This is a genomic window from Thiorhodococcus minor (assembly GCF_010820565.1).
GTDB lineage: Bacteria > Pseudomonadota > Gammaproteobacteria > Chromatiales > Chromatiaceae > Thiorhodococcus > Thiorhodococcus minor.
In genome coordinates this window covers 19,004-40,840 of sequence record NZ_JAAIJQ010000014.1, presented here as the reverse complement: position 1 = coordinate 40,840, position 21,837 = coordinate 19,004, and the positions used below count along the sequence as shown (strand labels likewise).

Annotated in this window: 22 protein-coding genes; 13 read left to right on the top strand and 9 right to left on the bottom strand. The window is 65.7% G+C overall.

Annotation, left to right across the window (positions count from 1 at the left end; translation table 11 throughout):
* Nucleotides 1–63: 63 nt before the first annotated feature.
* Entirely contained in the window at nucleotides 64–1,002 is a 939-nt protein-coding gene (locus G3446_RS06620) for a serine/threonine protein kinase (protein ID WP_164451915.1), read from the bottom strand.
* Between the two features lie 128 nt (nucleotides 1,003–1,130).
* On the opposite strand from G3446_RS06620, the gene G3446_RS06615 reads away from it, so the two are divergent.
* The 9 genes from G3446_RS06615 (at nucleotide 1,131) to G3446_RS06575 (ending at nucleotide 10,253) form a co-directional block, all read left to right on the top strand.
* Nucleotides 1,131–1,997, top strand: coding sequence for a YicC/YloC family endoribonuclease (locus tag G3446_RS06615; protein WP_164451913.1), 867 nt, complete (start codon nucleotides 1,131–1,133; stop codon nucleotides 1,995–1,997).
* 25 nt (nucleotides 1,998–2,022) lie between these two features.
* On the top strand, nucleotides 2,023–2,640 hold the full coding sequence (gmk, locus tag G3446_RS06610; RefSeq protein WP_164451911.1) for a guanylate kinase: 618 nt from the start codon (nucleotides 2,023–2,025) through the stop codon (nucleotides 2,638–2,640).
* A gap of 89 nt (nucleotides 2,641–2,729) precedes the next feature.
* The gene (rpoZ, locus tag G3446_RS06605) at nucleotides 2,730–3,032 is read left to right on the top strand and encodes a DNA-directed RNA polymerase subunit omega (RefSeq protein WP_164451908.1); all 303 of its coding nucleotides are present in this window, start codon (nucleotides 2,730–2,732) and stop codon (nucleotides 3,030–3,032) included.
* Nucleotides 3,033–3,066: 34 nt separating this feature from the next.
* Entirely contained in the window at nucleotides 3,067–5,376 is a 2,310-nt protein-coding gene (locus G3446_RS06600) for a RelA/SpoT family protein (RefSeq protein WP_164451906.1), read from the top strand.
* An 82-nt stretch (nucleotides 5,377–5,458) separates the two neighbouring features.
* Nucleotides 5,459–5,893 carry a DUF2384 domain-containing protein gene (locus G3446_RS06595; RefSeq protein WP_164451904.1) on the top strand — a complete coding sequence of 145 codons (435 nt, stop codon included), beginning with the start codon at nucleotides 5,459–5,461 and terminating at the stop codon, nucleotides 5,891–5,893.
* Between the two features lie 301 nt (nucleotides 5,894–6,194).
* Nucleotides 6,195–7,349, top strand: a complete 1,155-nt coding sequence (locus tag G3446_RS06590; protein WP_164451901.1) for a 5-(carboxyamino)imidazole ribonucleotide synthase — start codon at nucleotides 6,195–6,197, stop codon at nucleotides 7,347–7,349.
* Nucleotides 7,346–7,840: a 5-(carboxyamino)imidazole ribonucleotide mutase gene (gene purE / locus G3446_RS06585; RefSeq protein WP_164451899.1), complete on the top strand. Its 495-nt coding sequence runs from the start codon at nucleotides 7,346–7,348 to the stop codon at nucleotides 7,838–7,840. Before G3446_RS06590 ends, purE begins: the two co-directional genes overlap by 4 nt.
* A 182-nt stretch (nucleotides 7,841–8,022) precedes the next feature.
* Nucleotides 8,023–9,060, top strand: coding sequence for a PilT/PilU family type 4a pilus ATPase (locus tag G3446_RS06580; RefSeq protein ID WP_164451897.1), 1,038 nt, complete (start codon nucleotides 8,023–8,025; stop codon nucleotides 9,058–9,060).
* Between the two features lie 35 nt (nucleotides 9,061–9,095).
* The gene (locus G3446_RS06575) at nucleotides 9,096–10,253 is read left to right on the top strand and encodes a PilT/PilU family type 4a pilus ATPase (protein ID WP_164451895.1); all 1,158 of its coding nucleotides are present in this window, start codon (nucleotides 9,096–9,098) and stop codon (nucleotides 10,251–10,253) included.
* Between the two features lie 96 nt (nucleotides 10,254–10,349).
* Here G3446_RS06575 and G3446_RS06570 read toward each other — a convergent pair whose 3' ends face one another.
* The 8 genes from G3446_RS06570 to gshB form a co-directional block, all read right to left on the bottom strand.
* The gene (locus G3446_RS06570) at nucleotides 10,350–11,630 is read right to left on the bottom strand and encodes a dihydroorotase (protein WP_164451893.1); all 1,281 of its coding nucleotides are present in this window, start codon (nucleotides 11,628–11,630) and stop codon (nucleotides 10,350–10,352) included.
* Between the two features lie 108 nt (nucleotides 11,631–11,738).
* On the bottom strand, nucleotides 11,739–12,743 hold the full coding sequence (locus G3446_RS06565) for an aspartate carbamoyltransferase catalytic subunit (RefSeq protein WP_164451891.1): 1,005 nt from the start codon (nucleotides 12,741–12,743) through the stop codon (nucleotides 11,739–11,741).
* Nucleotides 12,740–13,348, bottom strand: coding sequence for a bifunctional pyr operon transcriptional regulator/uracil phosphoribosyltransferase PyrR (gene pyrR / locus G3446_RS06560; protein ID WP_342450055.1), 609 nt, complete (start codon nucleotides 13,346–13,348; stop codon nucleotides 12,740–12,742). The genes G3446_RS06565 and pyrR overlap by 4 nt, the downstream gene beginning before the upstream one ends.
* Nucleotides 13,335–13,751, bottom strand: a complete 417-nt coding sequence (ruvX, locus tag G3446_RS06555) for a Holliday junction resolvase RuvX (RefSeq protein WP_164451887.1) — start codon at nucleotides 13,749–13,751, stop codon at nucleotides 13,335–13,337. Before ruvX ends, pyrR begins: the two co-directional genes overlap by 14 nt.
* A gap of 30 nt (nucleotides 13,752–13,781) precedes the next feature.
* Entirely contained in the window at nucleotides 13,782–14,345 is a 564-nt protein-coding gene (locus G3446_RS06550) for a YqgE/AlgH family protein (protein WP_164451886.1), read from the bottom strand.
* Between the two features lie 132 nt (nucleotides 14,346–14,477).
* Complete coding sequence (locus G3446_RS06545) at nucleotides 14,478–15,497, bottom strand: TonB family protein (protein ID WP_209262297.1); 1,020 nt, start codon at nucleotides 15,495–15,497, stop codon at nucleotides 14,478–14,480.
* Between the two features lie 2 nt (nucleotides 15,498–15,499).
* Nucleotides 15,500–16,570, bottom strand: coding sequence for an FAD:protein FMN transferase (locus G3446_RS06540; protein WP_245232352.1), 1,071 nt, complete (start codon nucleotides 16,568–16,570; stop codon nucleotides 15,500–15,502).
* 236 nt (nucleotides 16,571–16,806) lie between these two features.
* Nucleotides 16,807–17,796: a glutathione synthase gene (gene gshB, locus G3446_RS06535; protein ID WP_164451882.1), complete on the bottom strand. Its 990-nt coding sequence runs from the start codon at nucleotides 17,794–17,796 to the stop codon at nucleotides 16,807–16,809.
* A gap of 282 nt (nucleotides 17,797–18,078) precedes the next feature.
* Here gshB and G3446_RS06530 point away from each other — a divergent pair, with 282 nt between their 5' ends.
* The 4 genes from G3446_RS06530 (at nucleotide 18,079) to G3446_RS06515 (ending at nucleotide 21,826) form a co-directional block, all read left to right on the top strand.
* Nucleotides 18,079–18,495: a response regulator gene (locus G3446_RS06530; protein WP_164451880.1), complete on the top strand. Its 417-nt coding sequence runs from the start codon at nucleotides 18,079–18,081 to the stop codon at nucleotides 18,493–18,495.
* A 108-nt stretch (nucleotides 18,496–18,603) separates the two neighbouring features.
* Nucleotides 18,604–19,053, top strand: coding sequence for a response regulator (locus G3446_RS06525; RefSeq protein WP_164451878.1), 450 nt, complete (start codon nucleotides 18,604–18,606; stop codon nucleotides 19,051–19,053).
* Complete coding sequence (locus G3446_RS06520) at nucleotides 19,046–19,639, top strand: chemotaxis protein CheW (RefSeq protein WP_164451877.1); 594 nt, start codon at nucleotides 19,046–19,048, stop codon at nucleotides 19,637–19,639. Before G3446_RS06525 ends, G3446_RS06520 begins: the two co-directional genes overlap by 8 nt.
* A gap of 141 nt (nucleotides 19,640–19,780) precedes the next feature.
* Nucleotides 19,781–21,826, top strand: coding sequence for a methyl-accepting chemotaxis protein (locus G3446_RS06515; RefSeq protein ID WP_164451875.1), 2,046 nt, complete (start codon nucleotides 19,781–19,783; stop codon nucleotides 21,824–21,826).
* The last annotated feature ends 11 nt before the right edge of the window (nucleotides 21,827–21,837 follow it).

The window sequence follows — 21,837 nt, the reverse complement described above, 5'->3', positions numbered from 1 at the left end:
TGCTCCGGTCGGTTCTGGCTTGGTCCTGACAGGGATCGCCTCTGACAGGGAGTCGGGTGGTGTCTAAAGGGGTCGGCTCTCGCCCACGACCTCCGAGGTCGCCTCCCTGACACGGGCATATTGCGGATCTTCCAGGTAGGGCGCCAGAACGCCGAGAAGCTCGGCCGCGTCTTGCGGGCGCTTGGCGGCATCCATCGAGAGCGCCCAATCGACGGCCTCGAGCAGGAACTCCGGATAGCGCTCCTTGAGCGCCTCCTTGGCGGGGATCATCTTGTCCTCTTTCTGCCGCTCGGGGGCCGGCTGCGGCGTCTTGCCCTCCATGCAGGTCCGCATGCTGGCGCCGACGGCGTAGACGTCCGTCCAGGGACCGACCTGGCCGGCCCGGAAGTATTGCTCGACGGGCGAATAGCCGGCCGTGATCACCTGGCCGCCACGCGAGCGCCCACGGTTTAGCGGATGGACGGCACCCAGGTCAAGGAGCAGGGGCTGGTTGCCGTGACGCAGATGGATGTTGCCCGGCTTGACGTCCAGGTGCAGCATCGATTTGCGGTGCAGCAAGGCAAGGGCATCCAGGATGGGCACGAAGACTTCCAGGAGGAAGGTCGCGCTCAGCTTGCCCTTGCGCTCGTGCAGGTAGGCGCCGAGGTTGCGGCCGCGCTCGTTGGGCATGACCAGATAGCCGGTCTCATTGGCGAGGAAGAAGGCATTGACGCGCACGATGTTGGGATGGCGCAAAGATGCCAACGCCTTCACTTCCTGATAGAAGAGCTTGCGCCCGTGATGGAGGTTCTCGGTATATTCGGCGCTGATCGGCACGATGCGCCGGTCGGCGTCGCGACGCGCGATCTTTTTCGGCATGTACTCCTTGATCACCACCTCCTCGCCGTTATCATCATCCACGGCCAGGTAGATGAGACTGAAGCCACCCTTGGCGATCGCCTTGCTGATCCGATAGGCGCCGACTCGGGTGCCCTGCGGAAGTGTCTCTCTTGCGGCTGCCATGAGTGCGGGTGAGGTTGTCTGGGCGGACCTTGGCTGGTGACAGGCGGTATAATAGAACGATCGCCCGCGCGATTTCCGCCGCTTTCTATCTTTATCCCTGCCCGTTCCGACGTGAGAAACCCCGCACTATGATCAAGAGTATGACGGCCTTCGCCCGGGAGACCCGCAATGGCGAGCTCGGCGAGCTGACCTGGGAGCTGCGAACCGTCAACCACAGATTTCTCGAGCCGCACATCCGCCTGCCGGAGGAGCTGCGCGCGCTCGATGTCCCTGTGCGCGCGCGTCTCACCGACAGCTTGCGACGCGGCAAGGTGGATTGCTCGCTGCGCTACAGCCCTGCCGTGGGTGCGGTCGGGGCATTGCGGGTGAACAAGCCCTTCGTCGAGCAGCTCCTCACCGCCGGCCGGGAGGTGAGCGAGCTGGTCGGCCGCCCTTACGAGCCCTCTTCGTTCGAGCTGCTGCGCTGGCCTGGGGTGCTGCAGGAGCAAGAGCCGGATCTCGACCGGCTGACCGCCGAGGCATTGGCGCTGCTCGACACTGCCATCGCTTCCTTGCTCGACACCCGGGCGCGCGAGGGAGAGCGCTTGGGCCAGCTGCTGCGCGATCGCTGCGCACGGCTGCAGGAGTCCGTGGTGCGCGTGCGTGCGCGGATGCCCGAGGTGCTGGAGGGCGTTCGCGCGCGCTTGGGCGAGCGCCTGGAGCAGCTCAAGGCCGAGCTGGATCCCTTGCGGCTGGAGCAGGAGATCGCACTGGCCGCCGCCAGGCTCGATGTCGACGAGGAGATGGATCGGCTCGAGGCCCATGTGGCCGAAGTCCTCGAGGTGCTGGGGCGCGACGAGCCCGTCGGGCGCCGGCTGGACTTTCTCATGCAGGAGCTCAATCGCGAGGCCAACACCCTGGGCTCGAAATCGTCCGATGTGGCCGTGACCCGCGAGGCGGTGGAGATGAAGGTGCTGATCGAGCAGATGCGCGAGCAGGTGCAGAACCTGGAGTAGCCCTGGGCAGGAGCGGAGCAGCGAGATGGTCGAAGGTATCCTATTCATCGTCTCGGCGCCTTCGGGGGCTGGTAAGACGAGTCTGGTCAAGGCACTCTTGGAGCGTGACGCCGAGCTGTCGCTCTCCGTCTCCTGCACCACGCGCCCCGTGCGTCCAGGGGAGCGGGACGGCGTCCACTACCATTTCCTGGTCCAGGACCAATTCCGCGCGGAGCTGGCCGAAGGCGCCTTCCTGGAGCACGCGGAGGTCTTCGGCAACTACTATGGGACGCGCGAGGCGGACGTGCGCCACTGCATCGCCTCCGGACGCGACCTCATGCTGGAGATCGATTGGCAGGGTGCCCGCCAGGTGCGGGAGCGCTTCCCCGCCGCGGTCGGCGTCTTCGTCCTGCCGCCGAGCGTCCAGGTGCTGGAGCAGCGCCTGCGCGGTCGCGGCACCGACAGCGACGACGTCATCGCCAGGCGCATGACCCAGGCGCATGACGAGATGCGCCATTACGACGAATACGACTACTTGGTCGTCAACGATCGCTTCGAGACCGCGCTCGACGCCCTCGCGGCCATCGTTTCGGCCGAGCGCCAGCGGCTCGCGCATCAGCGCCCGCGCCTTGCGAGCCTGCTTGGCCAGATCGCATCCGAATAACCAAGTCCAGCCCAAGCGCTCAAGCCTGGCCCGACAACTCAAGCTAGCGCGATCACGCGTCTAGCCAAACGACTCATCCGGAGATCACCATGGCACGAATTACCGTCGAGGACTGCCTCGAGCACGTAGACAACCGTTTCGACCTGGTTCTGCTCGCCACCAAGCGGGCGCGCCAGCTCGCCAATGGCGTCGAGCCGACCCTGCCCTGGGAGAACGACAAGCCGACCGTCATGGCGCTGCGCGAGATCGCCGCCGGCAACATCAGCAACGCCATGGTTCAGGAGGCCCAGCGCGAGATGGACGAGACCACCGCCGCCCTGGAGCAGGCCTTGGCCGCCGAGCTCGCGGTCGAGGGGAGTGGTGCAGAGCCGCCGCAAGACGCGAGGGAGTGAAGACAGCGTCATGACCCAGGCCGGCGCCGCCCCGATGACCGAGCCAGCTCTGGCGGGGCTGCGCCAGCCTGCGCCCCAGGCTGGTGCTTCGGACAGCGGCGGTGTCACCGATTTGGGCGGGGCGTCCCAGAGCCCCGCCGTCTCGCACAAGCCGAGAGCGCCGTCGGCCCCGGCAGCCGGGACAGGCTCGGGCGAGGCTCAAGACGATACCCGCTATCTCATCAGCGATCTTTGCGCCTTCCTCGAGAGCTACCTGCCGCCCGAGCAGATCAGCGAATGCTACCGCGCCTATCTCTACGGGGCCGAAGCCCACGAAGGGCAGAAGCGCAAATCGGGTGAGCCCTATATCTACCACCCGCTGGCCGTCGCGCGCATCCTCGCGGAGATGCGGATGGATTATCAGTGTCTCATCGCCGCGCTGCTGCATGACGTGATCGAAGACACCCAGATCGCGAAGGAGCAGCTGGCCGCTGAGTTCGGCGAGGCGGTCGCCGAGCTGGTCGATGGCGTGAGCAAACTGACCCAGATCGATTTCAGGTCGCGCGCCGAGGCGCAGGCCGCCAGCCTGCAGAAGATGCTGCTGGCCATGACCCGGGACATTCGGGTCATTCTCATCAAGCTCGCCGACCGCTTGCACAATATGCGCACCCTGGATGCCATGAGCTCCGAGGCCTGTCGGCGCATTTCACGAGAAACCCTGGAAATCTTCGCGCCGATCGCGAATCGGCTCGGCATCAACTGGATCCGGGTCGAGCTCGAGGAGCTCGGCTTCGCGCATTACTGGCCCTGGCGCCGGCATGTCATCCAGCGCGCGGTGCAGCGAACTTCAGGCGCCCGCATCGAGATGGTCAGCACCGTCGAGACGGCGCTGAAGCGGGCGCTGCACCAGGAGGACATCCAAGGCGCCGTCGAGGGGCGCCGCAAGCACCTCCATGGCATCTATCGGAAGATGAAGGACAAGTCGCGCGGCTTTTCCGAGCTGGTCGACGTCTTCGCCTTCCGGGTCACTGTGGATCGGGTGGACACCTGCTACCGGGTGCTCGGACTGGTGCACAACCTCTACAAGCCGGTGCCGGGGCGCTTCAAGGACTACATCGCCATCCCCAAGGCCAATGGCTATCAGTCGCTGCATACCGCGCTGGTCGGGCCTCAGGGAATCCAGATCGAGATTCAGATTCGGACTCAAGACATGCACCGCGTCGCCGAGTCCGGCATCGCCGCGCATTGGATGTACAAGACGGGGAGCCAGTCAGGGTCGAGCCCAACGGCGCTGGCGGCGGATTGGCTGCAGAACCTGCTCGAGATGCAGCGCGAGGCGGGCAACTCGGTCGAGTTCCTCGAGCACGTCAAGGTGGATCTCTTCCCCGGCGAGGTCTACGTCTTCACGCCCAAGGGCCGCATCCTCTCGCTCAAACGCGGCGCCACGGTGGTGGATTTCGCCTATGCCATCCACTCCGACGTCGGCAGCAACTGCGTCGCGGCCCGCATCGACCGCCGCATGGCGCCCTTGAGCACCGTCCTGCGCAGCGGCCAGACCGTCGAGATCATCACCGCGCCCGGTGCGCGGCCGAATCCGGGCTGGCTGAACTTCGTGATGACCGCCAAGGCCAGGGTGAACATCCGCGGCCACCTCAAGAAGGTCAAGTCGCGCGAGGCGCGAGCCTTCGGTAAGCGACTGCTGAATGCCGAGCTCTCGGCTTTCAGCATCGACATCGATGGCGTCGATCCGATTCGGCTGGCGGCCTATTTGGAAGACGGGGGCCTGCGTGATCTCGGCGAGCTGCTCGACGACATCGGGCTCGGCAACAGGCTTGCGACTCTGGTGGCCCGCCGCCTGGTCGGCGTGGAGGGCGACCAGGTGCCGAGCAGGCCCCTGGGGAACAGCGACATCCATCACCATCGGCTGGCGATTCGCGGTACCGAGGGCATGGTGGTCAATTTCGCGCGCTGCTGTCGCCCCATTCCGGGTGACGACATTACGGCCGTCTTCAGTCCGGGGCGTGGCATCGTCGTCCACCGTACCGAATGCCGTAACCTCGGCAGCCTGGAGACCAAGGGCGACAAGCGATTGAGCGTGGAATGGTCGCATGAGCCGGAGGGTGAGTTCTCGACCGAGATCCGGGTCGAAGTCAGCAATCGGCGCGGTGCCCTCGCCGTCGTCGCCGGAGCGATCGCGGAGCAGGGCTCCAACATCGAGAACGTCCAGACCGCCGAGAAGGACGGCATGATCACGGACCTGGGCTTTCAGCTCCAGGTTCGCAGTCGCGCGCACCTGGCGAGCATCATGCGGCGGCTGCGGCTGATCTCCTTGGTTACCCGCATCACGCGCGTGACGCGCTCCTGAGGTTGTAAGTCGTCATGGGTGGCGCCACCTCCCCTCAGAGCCTGGCGCTTGGGGCGCGGGCAAGAGACGCGGAGCTGTCGCCATGACCCTTGTAGCCACCACAGATGAGATCTCGCCCAGTGAGCGCCTTTCAGCGACCAGACGCATCATGGCGCTCGTCGAGGGCTGGGGCCTCGCGGCGCGTGATATCGCCGAGCTCCTGCAGCTGCCGGACTCCGTCAAGCCGCGTCACCTGGCACGCTTTCGCGACGCCGAGGCCTTCCCCGACGACCCGCGGGTGAACCGCCGGGTCGCCTACCTCGCCCGCATCGAGGACGCACTCTCCACCTATTTCCCGAGGAACCCAGAGATGCGGAGTCTCTGGGTTCGCCGCGCCAACAAGAAGTTCGGCCGGCGCGCGCCCATCGCCGTCATGGTCGAAGACGGTGAGAGCGGTCTCATCTCCGTCCTTTCCCACCTAGACTGCACCTTCGCCTGGGATTTGACCGGCTCGCGGGCGGATTACAAGCGCGCCTAGCGCGTTTTGCGGCGCCCCAGGGTGCGCCCTAAGTCTTTCGGGGCAAATTCCCGGGTGGATTCACGCCCGCGGTCTCGGTAGACTGATGGTTTACATGCCCTGAGCTGGTTCTGGAGCCTATCCAAGGGTACCGACCGCGCCCACTACGAGAAGCGCGGCGAGCCCATCCCCCACACGACTCGCCAGTTGATCGACTGAGATACGGCCTCCTCGGTGAAGCATTTGCCACCGAGCCTGCCGCTATTGCCGTTTTCCTGATCAGGGTATCCCACCGACGAAGAAGAACGCAGACGATTGCGCCATGGACCAATTTCCCCTTCCAGTAGCTCGTATCGGCATCATCGGCGGAGGTCAGCTTGGTCGCATGATGGCCAAGGCCGCCAAGCGGCTAGGCTGCACCTGTGTCGTCCTGGATCCGACGCCGGGCTCTCCCGCAGGTCAGGTCGCCGGTCATCAGATCGTGGGTGACTATCACGATCCCGCGAGATTGCGCGAGCTGGCCGAGTCCTGCGACGTGACCACCTTCGACATCGAGGACATCGATACCGAGACCCTGATCCAGCTCGAGCGCGAGGGTAATCGGGTTCTGCCATCGCCGAGTCTGCTGGCCGTGATCCAGGACAAACTGACCCAGAAGCAGGCGCTGGACGACGCCGGGATTCCAACCGCCCCCTTCGTCCCCATGCCCGAGCCCAGCCCGGAGGCCTTCGCCAAGTTTGGCTACCCCTTGGTGCAGAAATCCAGGCGCGGCGGGTACGACGGACGCGGCGTCAGCATCATCAGGAGCCCTAACGACTATGGCGCGCACCTGCCGACTGATTCCCTGGTCGAGCGGTTCGTCCCCGCCGCCAAGGAGCTCGCGGTCGTCGTGGCGCGGGGCCTGGATGGCGACTGCCGCTGCTACCCTGTCGTCGAGATGTGCTTCCGCCCCGGCGAGAACGTCTTGGAGATGCTGCTGGCGCCGGCCAACATCCCGGCGGAAACCGCACAAGCGGCGACGGAGCTGGGGATCCGCACGGTCGAGGTGCTCCAGGGCGTCGGCATCTTCGGCGTCGAGATGTTCCTGACCGAATCCGGCGAGCTCCTGGTCAACGAGGTTGCGCCGCGTACCCACAACTCAGGCCATCATACGATCGAGGCCACAGTGACGGACCAGTTCGAGCAGCACCTGCGGGCCGTCGTCGGTCTGCCGCTGGGTGCGACGGACCAGCTCTCGCCGGCCGCCATGATCAACCTGCTCGGCGCGCCAGGGCATCGCGGCCGGCCCGTCATCAAGGGCATGGCCGAGGCGCTCGCCATCCCAGGCGTCTGTCTGCATCTCTATGGCAAGGCGGCGACGGCGCCCTTCCGCAAGATGGGCCATGTCACTGTGCTGGATCCCGACATCGAAGAGGCGCAGCGGAAGGCGATCCGCGTGCGCGAGCTCATCGAGATCTCCGGGGAGGGTCACCCATGACGCAGCCACTGGTTGGAATCATCATGGGCAGCGACTCGGATCTGCCGGTGATGCAGGACGCGGCCTCCATCCTCGACGAGCTCGGCGTGCCCTACGAGATGACCATCGTCTCCGCGCACCGCACGCCCAAGCGGCTCTACGACTACGCGGACTCCGCCGTCGAGCGCGGCCTCCGGGCGATTATCGCCGGCGCGGGCGGTGCGGCGCATCTCCCCGGCATGGCTGCCGCCATCACCCCACTGCCGGTGATTGGCGTCCCGGTCAAGACCTCCAGCCTCTCCGGCCAGGACTCGCTGCTGTCGATCGTCCAGATGCCGGCGGGCGTTCCGGTCGCAACGGTGGCGATCAATGGCGCCAAGAACGCCGGGATCCTCGCCGCGCAGATCCTCGGGGCCTCGGACGAGCGCGTGCGCGACCGGGTCGCCAAGTACAAGCGCGACCTTGAGCAGACGGTCCTGGCAAAGGTGGCTATCATGGAGCAAGGCGCGTAGGTCCGGCCGAGCCCTTGGCTTTCCTGGCGGCTTTCGCAGTTAGGGACACTGTACGCCCTCGAGCGCGAGAAATGCGGCGGGCTTCGCGATCTGCGGAGCCAAATGCTGGATAATCTCGGGACGTGCAGATCGATGGCCACGACCAAGCGAACCGCTCGGCGTGGCTTGAAACGGAGTCACTCGTGGATATCGCCGAACTTCTCGCCTTCAGCGTCAAGAACAACGCCTCCGACCTCCATCTCTCGGCCGGGCTGCCGCCCATGATCCGTGTCGACGGCGACATGAGACGCATCAATGTTCCAGCCCTGGAGCATCGTGCCGTCCACTCGCTTGTCTACGACATCATGAACGACAAGCAGCGCAAGGACTACGAGGAGTTCCTGGAGACGGACTTCTCGTTCGAGATTCCTGGGGTCGCCCGCTTCCGTGTCAATGCATTCAATCAGAAGCGCGGCGCGGGCGCTGTCTTTCGGACCATCCCGTCGAAGGTCCTCACGCTCGAAGAGCTCAAGGCGCCGACGAGCTTCAAGGACATCATCAATGTGCCGCGAGGCCTCATCCTGGTGACCGGCCCGACCGGCTCGGGTAAATCGACCACCCTCGCGGCAATGGTCGACCATCTCAACGACAACGAGTATGCGCACATCCTCACCATCGAGGACCCCATCGAGTTCGTTCACACCAGCAAGAAGTGCCTGGTGAACCAGCGCGAGGTACATCGCGATACGCTCGGCTTCAGCGAGGCGCTGCGCTCGGCCCTGCGTCAGGACCCGGACATCATTCTCGTCGGCGAGATGCGCGACCTGGAGACCATTCGCTTGGCGCTGACCGCGTCCGAAACGGGCCACCTGGTCTTTGGCACGCTGCACACGACCTCGGCGGCCAAGACCATCGACCGTATCATCGACGTCTTCCCCGCGGCCGAGAAGGACATGGTGCGCGCCATGCTTTCGGAATCTCTGCGGGCGGTCGTCTCGCAGACCCTGATGAAGAAGACCGGGGGTGGGCGCATCGCGGCCCACGAGATCATGATCGGTACGCCGGCCATCCGTAACCTGATCCGCGAGGCCAAGGTCGCGCAGATGTACTCGGCCATCCAGACCGGTCAGGCGCACGGCATGCAGACCCTGGATCAGAACCTCAAGGAGCTGCTTCAGAAGGGTCTCATCAGCCGCAAGGACGCACGCGCCAAGGCGCAAAGCAAAGAAGATTTCATGTAATCATCGAATTCAGCCACGTCAGGCCGAGGTTCTCTATGGACATGAAACGCGCACTGGAGCAGCTCCTTGGGGCCATGGTCGAAAAGAAGGGCTCCGACCTCTTCATCACCTCCGGCTGGCCGCCCAGCATCAAGATCGACGGCACCATCTATCCGGCGGCCAAACAGCCGCTCTCGGCGGAGCAGGCGCATGAGATGATCTACGAGATCATGGATGAGCGTCAGCGCAACGAGTTCGAGGATACCAAGGAGTGCCAGTTCGCGCTTGACCGGGCCCCGCTGGGGCGTTTTCGCGTCAGCGCCTTCGTCCAGCGCGAAGCCTGCGGCATGGTGCTGCGCCGCATCGAGACCAAGATCCCGACCATCGAGGAGCTCAAGCTACCCTCCGTCCTGCGGGATCTGGCCATGACCAAGCGGGGCCTGGTGATCTTCGTCGGTGCCACCGGCACGGGTAAGTCCACCTCGCTCGCCGCGCTCGTCGGCTACCGCAACCGCAACAGCTCGGGCCACATCATCACCATCGAGGACCCCATCGAATACGTGCACGAGCACGACGGCTGCATCATCACGCAGCGCGAGGTGGGCGTGGATACCGAGTCCTTCGAGGTCGCCCTACGCAACACGCTGCGCCAAGCGCCGGATGTCATCCTCATCGGTGAGATCCGGACCCGCCAGACCATGGAGTACGCCATCACCTTCGCCGAGACTGGCCACTTGGTGCTCGCGACCCTGCATGCGAACAACGCCAACCAGGCGATGGACCGCATCATCAACTTTTTCCCGGAGGAGTCCCGGCATCAGATGCTGATGGATCTCTCCCTGAACCTCAGGGGCATCGTCGCCCAGCAGCTGGCGCCCCGTAAGGGCGGTCAGGGCCGCCGCGCGGTCATCGAGGTGCTGCTCAATACGCCTTTGGCGTCGGACCTCATCCGCCAGGGCGAGGTGCACAAGCTCAAGGATCTGATGAAGCGCTCCGGCGAGCAGGGCATGATCACCTTCGACCAAGCGCTCTTCAACCTCTTCCAAGAGGGCGAGATCACCTACGAAGACGCGCTGCGCTACGCGGATTCGGCCAACGAGGTGCGCCTCATGATCAAGCTGCAGGGCGGCACGGCACAGCGCGCCGCGACCGACCGCTCGATCGACGGCATCACCTTGGTGGAAGAGGCAGAGGACGACGCCCAGCGTTGGTGAGGGCACGCGGCAAATCCCCGCTTTGGCCGCCCTTCGCGGCCAGGCTCTCACTGTTAGCCGTTAGCCGTTAGCCGTTAGCTGGTAGCTGGTAGCTGCCTATCGCTCGAAGACCACAGCTCCGCCGAGCAGCGTCCAGCGCACCTGCCCCCTCATGCGGGTGCCTAGGAAGGGCGTGTTGCGCCCATGGCTGAGCAGGCTTTGCTCGCTGAGCGTCCATTCCGCGGTCGGATCGAAGACGCAGACGTCCGCGGGCCGATGGGGCGTGAGTCGCCCCGTCTGCAGACCGAGAACCTCTGCGGGTCCTCGCGTGAGCCGCTCGATCACCCCTTTCAGATCCATCACACCTTCCTCCACGAGCCGAAGGGCGAGCGGAAGCAGGGTTTCGAGCGCCGAAATGCCAGGCGCGGTCTCCGGAAAGGGTGCGAGCTTGGCATCCGGATCATGCGGCTGATGGTCCGAGCAGACGGCGCCTAGGCTGCCTGCGGCGACCGCCCTGCGCAGGGCCTCCCTGTCGGCACGCGTGCGCAGCGGCGGGATCAGGTGGCAGTGCGCGTTGAAGCACTCGAGGTCGTCGTCGGTCAGGAAGAGCTGGTGCATGCTGACGTCGCCGCTGGCGCGCACGCCGCGGCGCTGCGCTTCGCTCAGCATGGCGACGCCGCGTGCCGTCGAGAGCCCGCGAAAATGGATGCGGGCGCCGGTCTGCTCGGCGAGCGCGAGGCTGCGCGCGACGGCGACCGTCTCGGCCGCCTCTGGGATACCGGGCAGGCCCAGGCGGGTGCTGACGACCCCCTCGTGCGCGCAGCCGCCTTCGGCGAGCTCCGCGTCCAGCGCCGGGAGAAAGACGGGTAGGTCGAAGGTCGCGGCATATTCGAGCGCGCGCCGATGGACCTGAGTATCGCGGATGGGACGATCCGCCTGGCCGAGCGCCGGACAGCCGGCCTCCTTCAAGGCGGCCATCTCGGTGATCGAGCGTCCCTTTAGACCCTGTGTGATCGCGCCGATCGGCAGTGTGCGTGCGAGACCATGGCGCTCGCCGATCTGCCGAATCAGCTGGGCCACCGCGGGCGTGTCGACGACGGGCTGAGTATCCGGCGGGCAGCAGAGGGTGGTGACGCCGGAGGCGGCCGCGGCGCGCGTTTCGCTGGCGATGGTCGCCTTCTGCTCGTCGCCAGGCTCGCGACAGCGCACGCTCAGGTCGACGAAGCCCGGGCAGACCACCAAGGCGCTGGCATCCAGGGTGCGCTCCGGCGTGAACCCCTCCGGGCGCGGCCCCAGGGCCAGCACCTGACCCCCGGCGATGTGGAGGTCCGTGACGGCGTCCCGTCCGTTCGCCGGATCGATCAAACGGCCGTTGAGGATGCTGATGCGCGGGCTCAAGGCTGCCTCCTCGGTGCGGTCTCGGCACCCGAGCAGGGAGCTGCGCCGCGGCCAATGTGCGCTGGATCGGCAGGCCGGAGGTGCCTGTGGCGCCCGCTCGGCGGCATTTCAGGCATGACTCTCTCCAATGCTCTGCGCCCGCAGGTTCTGGGTCCCGATACACATCGACATCACGGCCATGCGCACGGCGATCCCGTTACTGACCTGCTCGAGGATGACGGAGCGTTCTCCGTCGGCGACCTGGGAATCCATCTCGATCCCGCGATTGATGGGGCCAGGATGCATCACGGTGACATCCGGCCTCGCGGCCGTGAGCCGCGCCTCGGTGAGTCCGTACAAATGGAAATACTCATGCTCGCTGGGGAGCAGGGCGCTGTTCATGCGCTCGCGCTGAATGCGCAGCATAATGACGACGTCCGCATCGCGGATGCCCTCGGTGAGGTCGTGATAGACCCTGACACCGAAGGCCTCCTCGATCCGCGCCGGCATGAGGGTCCGCGGTGCGATGATGCGCACGTCTGGCACGCCGAGCGTCTTGAGCGCGAGCATCTGCGAGCGGGCGACGCGGGAGTGCATGATGTCGCCCACGATGGCGACGCTGAGGCTGGAGAAATCGCCTTTGTGACGGCGGATGGTGAACATGTCCAGCATGGCCTGAGTCGGGTGGGAATGCCGCCCGTCGCCCGCGTTGACGATGCTGACATGGGGGTTGGCATGCCTGGCCATGAAATGGGCCGTGCCGCTCGAGGCGTGCCGCACGACGAACATGTCCACGTGCATCGCCTCGAGGTTGCGCAGGGTGTCGAGCAGCGTCTCTCCCTTGGCCGTCGCCGAGGTGGAGATGTTCAGGTTGAGCACGTCCGCCGACAGCCGCTTCGCGGCGAGCTCGAATGTGGTCCGCGTTCTGGTGCTGGTCTCGAAGAAGAGATTGGCGATGACCTTGCCGCGGCACAGCGGCACCTTTTTGACCGCCTGCCGGGCGACGCCGACGAAGCCCTCGGCCTTGTCGAGGATCTCGACGAGGAGCTCGCGGCTCAGCCCCTCGATGGTGAGGAAATGCTTCAGATTGCCTTGCGCATCTAGCTGCGAGCTCTCTTGGCTTTTTGGGATCATGGCCGTTCTTGTCTGGGAGTGGAGTCTCGGCCGCTCGATCCATCGTCGATGCCCTGACGCGACGCAGCCGCAGCGGATCCTTTGGGGATGCGGCCGCGCAGCATGACCAGGGGCTCGGGTCCGCTGAGCTTGATCTGCTCGTTCGCCTCCAGCTGGGCGTGAAAGCCGACGACGTCCGGAGCGATGGGCAGCTCCCGCCCGGTGCGCTCGGCGAGGGTCGCGAGAACGACAGATGCCGGGCGGCCATAGTCGAAGAGGACATTGAGCGCCGCCCGAATGGTGCGTCCACTCTGCAGCACGTCGTCGACGAGGATGAGATGACGGTCGTCGATTCCCACGGGCAGGTAGGACGGCCGCACCTGGGGGTGCATGCCGATCCGGGTGAAGTCGTCCCGGTAGAAGGAGATGTCGAGGTGGCCGAGCGGCTCGCTGAGGCCGAGCTGGTCGTGGAGGCGGTCCGCGATCCAGACGCCGCCGGTGTGAATGCCGATCATCAGCAGGTCACGCAGGCCGCGCGCCTCGATCAGCGCACGCAGGTCGCTCGCCATGCGCGCAACGGCCGCGGCGATCTCGTCCGGGCCCTTCCAAGTCTCAGTCTTGCTCACAAAGCCAGGTTTCCAAGATGAGGGCTGCCGCGGCAGCATCCACGGCCTCCCGAGTTGGCGGTTGTTTCTGCCCCGGGCGCTCGCTCAGCCGGCGGTGGGCCTCGCGCGAGGTCAGGCGCTCGTCCACCAGGTGGACGGGCAATCCGAAACGTCCCTGCAGCTGACGCCCGAAGCGGTGAACCCGGGGCGACCAATCAACCTCAGTGCCGTCCATGTTGTAGGGCAGGCCCAAGACGAGCGCGCTCGGCTTCCAGTCTTGGATCAGAGCCTGAATCCGCTCCCAATCCGGGCGCTCGTTACGGCTGCGCAACGTCGTCAAGGGAGTGGCAGAGCCCGTGATCGTCTGACCGACGGCGACACCGATCTTGCGCGGGCCGAAGTCGAAGCCCAACAGGGTGGACATGCTGGAAATCTCGGCTCTCTTTTGGACGCCTTAGGCGTGGCCCGCTTCGCCGCTGAGGAGATTGAGGTCGACCCCGAGGAGCCGCGCCGCCGCCATCCAGCGTGCGCTCGGCTCCATCTCAAAGATGATCTCAGCGCTCGCCGGCCCGTTCAGCCAGGCGTTTGCGCTCATCTCCTGCTCCAGCTGGCCGCTGCCCCAGCCCGCATAGCCGAGGGCGATCAGGGTCTCGGCCGGTCCCTCTCCCTTGGCGATCGCCTCGAGGACGTCGCGGGACGTGGTCACGCTGATGTCCGGCGTGATGCTCAAGGTCGAGTCGAAGGCGGGGCCGGCCGAGTGCAGCACGAAGCCGCGGTCCGTCTGCACGGGCCCGCCTTGGTAAACCGGGGTCTCCTTGACGCCCGGCTGAGCGCTGGCGATATCGAGCTGCTCGAAGAGCTCGCCGAGCGTCACGTCCAGCGGCCGGTTGATCACGATGCCCATGGCCCCCTGATCCGTGTGCTCACAGATATAGGTCACCGTTCGCGAGAAATTAGGGTCCTGCAGACCCGGCATCGCGATCAGGAAATGGTTGGTCAAGGAGGTGCTGAAGGGCATGCTGCTTAGTATCCGGATCGGCCTGCAGCCTGGCAAGCGCGGGCGCGCGACTTTGCGCCGTGTGCGGTGGCTGGATTCCCGCTGGCAGGTCGTGCCGCCACCAAGCCTGGCGGTTGGCTGACCTGCCTGATCTCAGCGCTCCCAGCCAAGCACGTTGCCGCGCATGAACTGCCAGGTGCGAATGATGTCTAGCACGTCGGTCTCCGCGGCGATATCGGGCGGGAAGGGCGAGAAGGGGGCAGCCAGCTCGACGATCTGAATCGCCGCCTCGTCGAGCAGGTCATAGCCCGAGGATTTCACGACCCGAATCTGCTCCACGCTGCCATCGGAGCGCACGGCCACGTGCAGGATGAGGCTCCCATAGACGCGCTGCTCCTTGGCCGCTTGGGGATAGTTGATGTTGCCGATGCGCTCGACCTTGCGGGCCCATGCCCCCAGGTAGCTCGCGTAGCTGAGCTCGCGAGTGCTGGCGCTGATGGACTTGCGGCGCACCCGTTTGGCATAGGCTTCGGATTTGGCCTCCAGGCTTGCGGTCAGTCGCGCGATCTCCAGGCTGCGGCTGGCCAGGATCTGCGCCGCGTCCACACGCGTCTCCGTGTCCGCCAACGCCTGCGTCGCCGGGACAGGTGCCATCTCGGACGCGCTCTGTGCCGCCAGCACGGGCGCGGTTTTCTCGACCGGGATGAGCGATGTCGTCACCCGTGGCTCCGCGTCCGCGTTGCTGAGGGCGACGCTATGCAGCGGCGCGGAGGCTTCCAAGGGTGAGGAATCCTCCGCGGGTGTCGGCGTCGGCTGTGCCGCGTCGGCCGGAGCGTCCGCAGGGGCTTCCGCCTCAGCTTCCTGTGTCGAGTCCCCGTAATGCGTCTCCGCCGCGTCGCCGAGCACGGATTCTCCAACCCTGCTGATCTGCGAAAGCGCGGAATCCGGCCTCGGCTGGAGCGTCGTCTCGCCCGACTCTTTGAAGATCACCACTTCCAGGGTGCTTTCAGGGCTTGGCTCGGGCTCGGGCGGGGCGAAGGAAATGGCGAGGATGAGTGCGAGGTGCAGCAGTCCCGCCGCCGCCAAGGCCGATACGAAGGGACCCTGCATGCGCGTCCTGGGTGGCGGATTCAGCAGAGCGGGTGGCTCCAGGGAATGCGCATACCCCGTCATGGCTAGAGCCCCGATCGTGTGGCGGCGAGGCGGGCGACCGCGTCCTTGGCGATGAGAATCTCCTCGTCGCTGTCGACGAGCTCGATGCGGTCCGCCATGGCCTGCGTCATGTGCACGCGACCTGCCGCATCCACCAGGACGACATAGCGCGCGTCCATCTGCTGCGCGATCGCCGCCCAGCGCTCCGGGCCGGCGACGAAGAGCGCCGTCGCGGTGGCGGCCCCCGCAAAGACAGAGTCCCGCACGACGGTCACGGAGCGGACCTGATCCGCGGGGCGGCCCGTGCGTGGGTCGATGATGGCGTGATAGAGCTTGCCCTCGAAGATGAAATTGCGGTCATAGGCGGCGCGCGTCACCATGCTTTCGTCGCCGCGGATCGAGAGGATGGCGAAGACGCCCGAGCCGCTCGGGCGGCGGATGGGGATGCGCCAGGGTTGTCCACTGCGATCGCCGATCGCCCGCAGCTCGCCGCCGGTCTGGATCATTGCGTTACGCACACCGAGATCCATGAGATGCTCCATGGCGAGATCGATCGCGTAGCTCGGTGCGATGGCCCCCAGATCCAGCATGAGCTGAGGATTCGTCGATCTCAGTTGCAGTCCCTGGATCTCGAGCTGCGCGAGACTCGGCTTGGCCGAGACTCGCGCAGCAATGGCCTGCGCCGAAGGTGGGACAGGCTTTGCCGGCGGGTCGCCGTGAAATCCCCACAGCGCCATGAGCTTGCCGATACCTGGGTTGAAGAGACCCGCGCTGAGCCGCTCGTAGTGCTTGCACTGCTCCAGCAGGGGACGCAAGGAGGGCGGCGCGACGAAGGATTCTCCAGTCGCCAGCAGACGGTTGACGCGGTCGAGCTGCCCGAAGCTGCCCGGCGTCCAGTCGCGCTCCAGGAAGGCGAAGTCCTGCGCGATGATGGCCGAGGCCTGCTGCGCCTGCTCCTCGCTGACGCCAACGAGACTGACGTCGACCTGTCCGCCGAAGGCGTCGAGCTGTGCCAAGATCACCGGCGTTTTGTCCTGGCAGCCGCCGATCGCGCATGCCGCCAAGAGCATGACTCCAAGCCAGACGCGAGGCATTGAGCCGTTCGAGGGCCACGACGAGAACAGCATAGGGTCGCTCCTCAGTGTTGGTGACGCTACGGGGCGCGAGCATGTCGCGCGGCCGTATCTGGATCTGGTGTGCTCGGCGCATGGGCGGCGATGCGCGGGCGATCGCCGCCGTTTCCGTTTCACGGCGAATCGGCCGCGCCGCTCGCCGCCTCTTCGCCATTGGGCAGGCTAACAGATCATGGGCAGGCTAGCAGATCAGCCCGCTAGGCGTCCGTGGATCGCCCTGGAGGCGAGCCTCGCCCCGGCGCCTCGAGCTCGCCCTGGATGCAGTCCATCAGTGCGCCACCGATGTCCAAGCCGTGGGCCGCGTCCAGCTCCCGAATGCAGGTCGGGCTGGTGACGTTGATCTCGGTGAGATAGTCGCCGATGACGTCGAGCCCGGCGAAGAGGATGCCGCGCGCGCGCAGCTCCGGCCCGACCTGCCCAGCAATCCAGCGGTCTCGCTCGGTCAGCGCGCGAGCTTCGGACGAGGCGCCCGCGGCCAGGTTACCGCGCATCTCGCCAGTCGCGGGAATGCGCGCGAGACAATAAGGGATCGGCTCGCCGTCGATCATGAGGATGCGCTTGTCGCCATCGCGGATCTCTGGAATGAAGCGCTGAGCCATGCAGTAGGCTTGGCCATGTCGTGTCAATGTCTCGACGATGACGCTGAGGTTGGCGTCCCCGGGACGGGCCAAGAAGACTGATGCCCCACCCATGCCGTCGAGCGGCTTGAGGATGATGTCGCCCTGTTGACGCTGAAAGGCGCGGATGTCTCCGAGCTGCCGCGTGATGAGCGTCGGTGGCGTGCACATTGGGAAGGCATTTGTGAACACCTTCTCATTGGAGTCTCGCAATGCGCGCGGATCGTTGACAACCAGGCACCCGGCTTGTTGAGCTAGCTCCAGGATGTAGGTCGCATAGATGTACTCCATGTTGAACGGAGGATCTTTGCGCATCATGAGGACATCGAGCCGAGCGAGCGGGACGACATGCTCCTCGCCGAAACGGAACCACTCGCCAAGATCGTCCGCCACCTCGACGGGGCGCATCCGGGCCATGGCCTGCCCCTCGAGCATCAAGAGATCGCCAAGCTCCATGTACCAAAGCGTCCAGCCGCGTCTTTGGGCTGCCAGCATCATGGCGAAGCTGCTGTCTTTCTTGATATTGATTGAGCCGATGGGATCCATCAGGAAGCCGATGTCAATACTCATTGCGCGACGCTCTTACGACGTGAGGGCGGATTCGGGTCCGGGCGCTTCTTGCTTGCGGGCACCGGCCGCCGATTCTAGGATCGGCCAGGGATGGGCCGTACACAGGGACGCCCTGGTGTGGGAGTCGGCCGAGAGGGCGAGGAGTTGCTATCATCCGACTTTAGTTGCCAGAAAGGTGACGTCGTTCGCTACGCTGCGCCGAGGCTAACATGGTACAACTCACAGCCACGAGCAACCGTCCTCTAACTCGCCGCGGCGCCTGGCCGCAAGCGTGACGGAATCATGAAGGATAATTCTGACTTGCGTGGCGCCAGAGTCCTGGTCATCGACGACAGCAAGACCATCCGCCGCAGCGCGGAGACCATGCTCAAGAAGGCGGGCTGCGAGGTTTGCGTCGCGGAGGACGGCTTCGAGGCCCTGGGCAAGGTCGTCAGCTTCAAGCCGGACCTCGTCTTCGTCGACATTATGATGCCGCGGCTCGATGGGTATCACACCTGTGCCCTCATCAAGAGCAATCCAATGTTGAAGCATACGCCCGTTGTCATGCTATCGAGCAAGGATGGGCTTTTCGATCGCGCCAAGGGACGTTTGGTGGGCGCCCAGCTCTATCTCTCCAAGCCCTTCACGGGTGACGAGCTGCTGGGGGCCGTGCGGGCCAACCTCCCCGAGAGAGCGGACCAGGGTCAGTCCGGAGCCTGAGCGTCCGCGCTCGCTTCGAGCGCGAACTTGCCGCAGCCCCTGATGTGCGATCGTCGCCTCGGGCGAGCTGCTTAGGGACCAATCGCCGATGATCTCCAAAGCACGCCAATGAGACGCTTCTTCCGAAAATCAAGCTCGCCCTCGGCCAAAGCGCCGAGCGCCGCGGACGCCAAGGCCCAGGGCGCGACCATCCTCGTGGTCGACGACTCCCCCACGGAGACGCGGATCTTCACCAGCACCTTGATGAAGGCCGGCTACGAGGTCGAGACGGCGACCAACGGCGAAGAGGCCGTCGAGGCGGCTCGCAGCATCAAGCCGGACCTTATCCTCATGGACGTCATCATGCCGGTGCTCAACGGTTATCAGGCCACGCGCCTGATCCGCAAGGATCCCGAGATCGGGGGCACGCCTATCATCATGGTGACCACCAAGGACATGCAAACGGACCGCACTTGGGGCATGCGCCAAGGCGCGACCGACTATATGGCCAAGCCGGTCGACCGTCAGCGTCTGCTGGAGCGGATCGCCGAGCTCCTGGACGGCGGCCCAGATGCCTAGGAGCGACAAATCCCGAAGCGCTCTCCACGAGCTGATCCACAAGCTCGACGCCCGCTGTCGCGCGCGCGCCGCCGGCCTTCCAGACGAGGCGAGGCCACCCGATAGCTGGGCGGCGGTCCTCTTCCGGGTCAACAAACAGCTCTTCCTGACACCCCTGGAGCAGATCGCCGAGGTCCTCGAGCTGCCAGCCGAGGTCACACGCGTGCCCGGGACCAAGCACTGGCTGCTGGGCGTCGCCAACAACCGCGGAACGCTGCTGCCCATCTACGACTTTGCTGCCCTCATTGACGGCGCCAAGCCCAAGCCAAGGCGCCAGAGCAAGGACTCCGAGCGCGGGCGCGATGCGGTGCGTCGCCGCGAGCGCGTGCTCGTGGTGCGTCAGGAGGAGATGCCCTGCGGGCTGCTCGTCTCGGAGGCCATCGGTATGCGCTACATCAAGAACGGGGATCGGGTGAACGAAGTCTCGGATGCGCTCGGACCGGCCCGCCCCTACGTCGACGCCTCCTATCTCCTCGACGCTAGTCCGCTTCCAGTGGTCCGTTTGGGGCGGATGATGGGTGATCCGCTGTTCAATGCGGCGGCATGACCTGCGGGATTGGGCGCAGGGCGATATTCTTTTCGTGGATGCGCGCAGGATGATCGAAGGCTCAGGGACGCCGGGCGCCCTTGAGCTCGAGCGCACAGAACGATAAAGCTCAGTTAGACACGCACCGGGAGTCGGTACCAGATGGCGAAGCGATTAACAATGAGAATGGGTAGGCCCGGCATCGGTGGACCTCAAGTCATAACCACCGTACTTCTGACGCTGAGCGCGCTGTTGATGGCTGCGCTCGCTTTCTATAGCTACATGCAGCTCGTGCACATCGACGAGCTGAACGCCCGTCAGTCCGTCGCCACGGGGGCTCAAGAGACCCTGACGCAGGAGCTGGTGGGCTCCGCCAAGGGCGCCGTTGCCGGCGATGCCGAGGCCTTGCGGCAGCTCCGCGAGCAGCAGGCGGCGCTCGAGGCTGGAATCACCGAGCTGAAGGCAGGTACCGAAGACGCGACCCGGCAGGCGGCGACCGAGCGTTTCAAGGCGGCGATCGGCGGCGCCGAAAAGACCTGGCGCGCCCTGAGCACGGCCGTTGATCAGGTGCTGGGCTCGCAGGATCAGCTGCGTGCAGTCGCGGCGCGGATCGAGGAAATCCGGGCGGCCTTTCCCGAGGTGCGAAACGCCATGGCCGAGGCCGCGTCTCGGATCGCAGCGGAAGGGGCGCCAGCCACCCAGGCCTATCAGGGCGGTCTGCAAGTCGCGCGCCTCGACCGCATGGAAGCGGCGCTGGATCGGATCGCGTCGAGCGCAGGTCAGGACGCGGACGCGGTTGCCGGCTTCGAATCGGCGCGCGACGATTTCTCTCAGCAGCTCGAGACACTCACCAGCCAGGCCAACGCAAGATCTGACGGCGGGCGCGGCTCCCGGGCCGCCCTCGCGGCGGTCTCCCAGGCCTATAACGCGTTGAGTCCAGCTGCCGACCAGCTGCTGTCGGGACTCGAGGAGGTGCGCCCGACGATTGCCCTGCTGCCGAAGATGCAGGCCGCCGCGACACGTCTCCAAGAAGCCTTGGAGACCCTGATCAACGAGTATCAGGGCGCGGGGCGTCAGTTCTTGCTCTTCGGCTATCCCTTGGGTGCCGGAGCTGTGCTGCTGTTCGCCGTCCTCTCCTTGCTCAGCTTGGCCTTCCTCGTCATGTTCTCGCTGCAAGAGGCCAAGCGCCGCGAAACGGCCTCCAAGTCCCAGACCGAGCGCGACGAGCGCGCCATCCTGCGTCTGCTCGACGAGCTTGGCGATCTTGCGGATGGCGATCTGACGGTCGAGGCGACGGTGACGGAGGACAAGACGGGTGCTATCGCCGATGCCTTCAACTACGCGATCGAGGCCCTGCGCGGCCTGGTCACCACCATCAACGAGACGGCGGCGAAGGTCTCGGGCTCGGCGCAGGACAGTCGGGCCATCGCGGCACGCCTGGCGGAAGCCAGTGGCGTGCAATCGCTGCAGATCACCCAGGCGTCCGCGGCGGTCCAGTCGCTCACGGTGCAGATCGACGAGGTCGCGCGCAACGCTGGCGAGTCGGCGGAAGTCGCCTCGCGCTCCGTCGAGGTCGCCGGTCGCGGCGCGCAGACGGTGCGCGACACCATCCAGGGCATGGACGCGATTCGCGAGCAGATCCAGGAGACTTCCAAGCGCATCAAGCGGCTGGGCGAGAGCTCGCAGGAGATCGGCGAGATCGTCGAGCTGATCGACGACATCGCCGACCAGACCAACATTCTCGCCCTGAACGCGGCCATGCAGGCCGCCATGGCGGGCGAGGCGGGCCGAGGCTTCGCCGTGGTGGCGGACGAAGTTCAGCGTCTCGCCGAGCGCTCACGCAACGCGACCAAGCAGATCGAGGTGCTGGTGCGCACCATCCAGGCGGACACCAACGAGGCGGTCAGCTCCATGGAGGGCAGTACCGCGGGTGTGGTGGAGGGCGCCAATCTGGCGGAGAACGCGGGCGACGCGCTGCGCGAGATCGAGAACGTCTCGGCCTACATCGCCGAGCTGACCAAGCGGATCGCGGATTCCTCGGAGCGCCAGTCGCGTCAGGCCGCCGAGATCAACGACACGGTGCAGGCCATCCGCGCCATCACAGAGGAGAACAACGATGGCACCAGAAGGGCTGCTGAGTCGGTCGAAGAGCTCGCGAACCTCTCGAGCGAGCTTGAGAAATCGGTTGCCGGCTTCCGGCTCCCATAGTTGCGGACAGA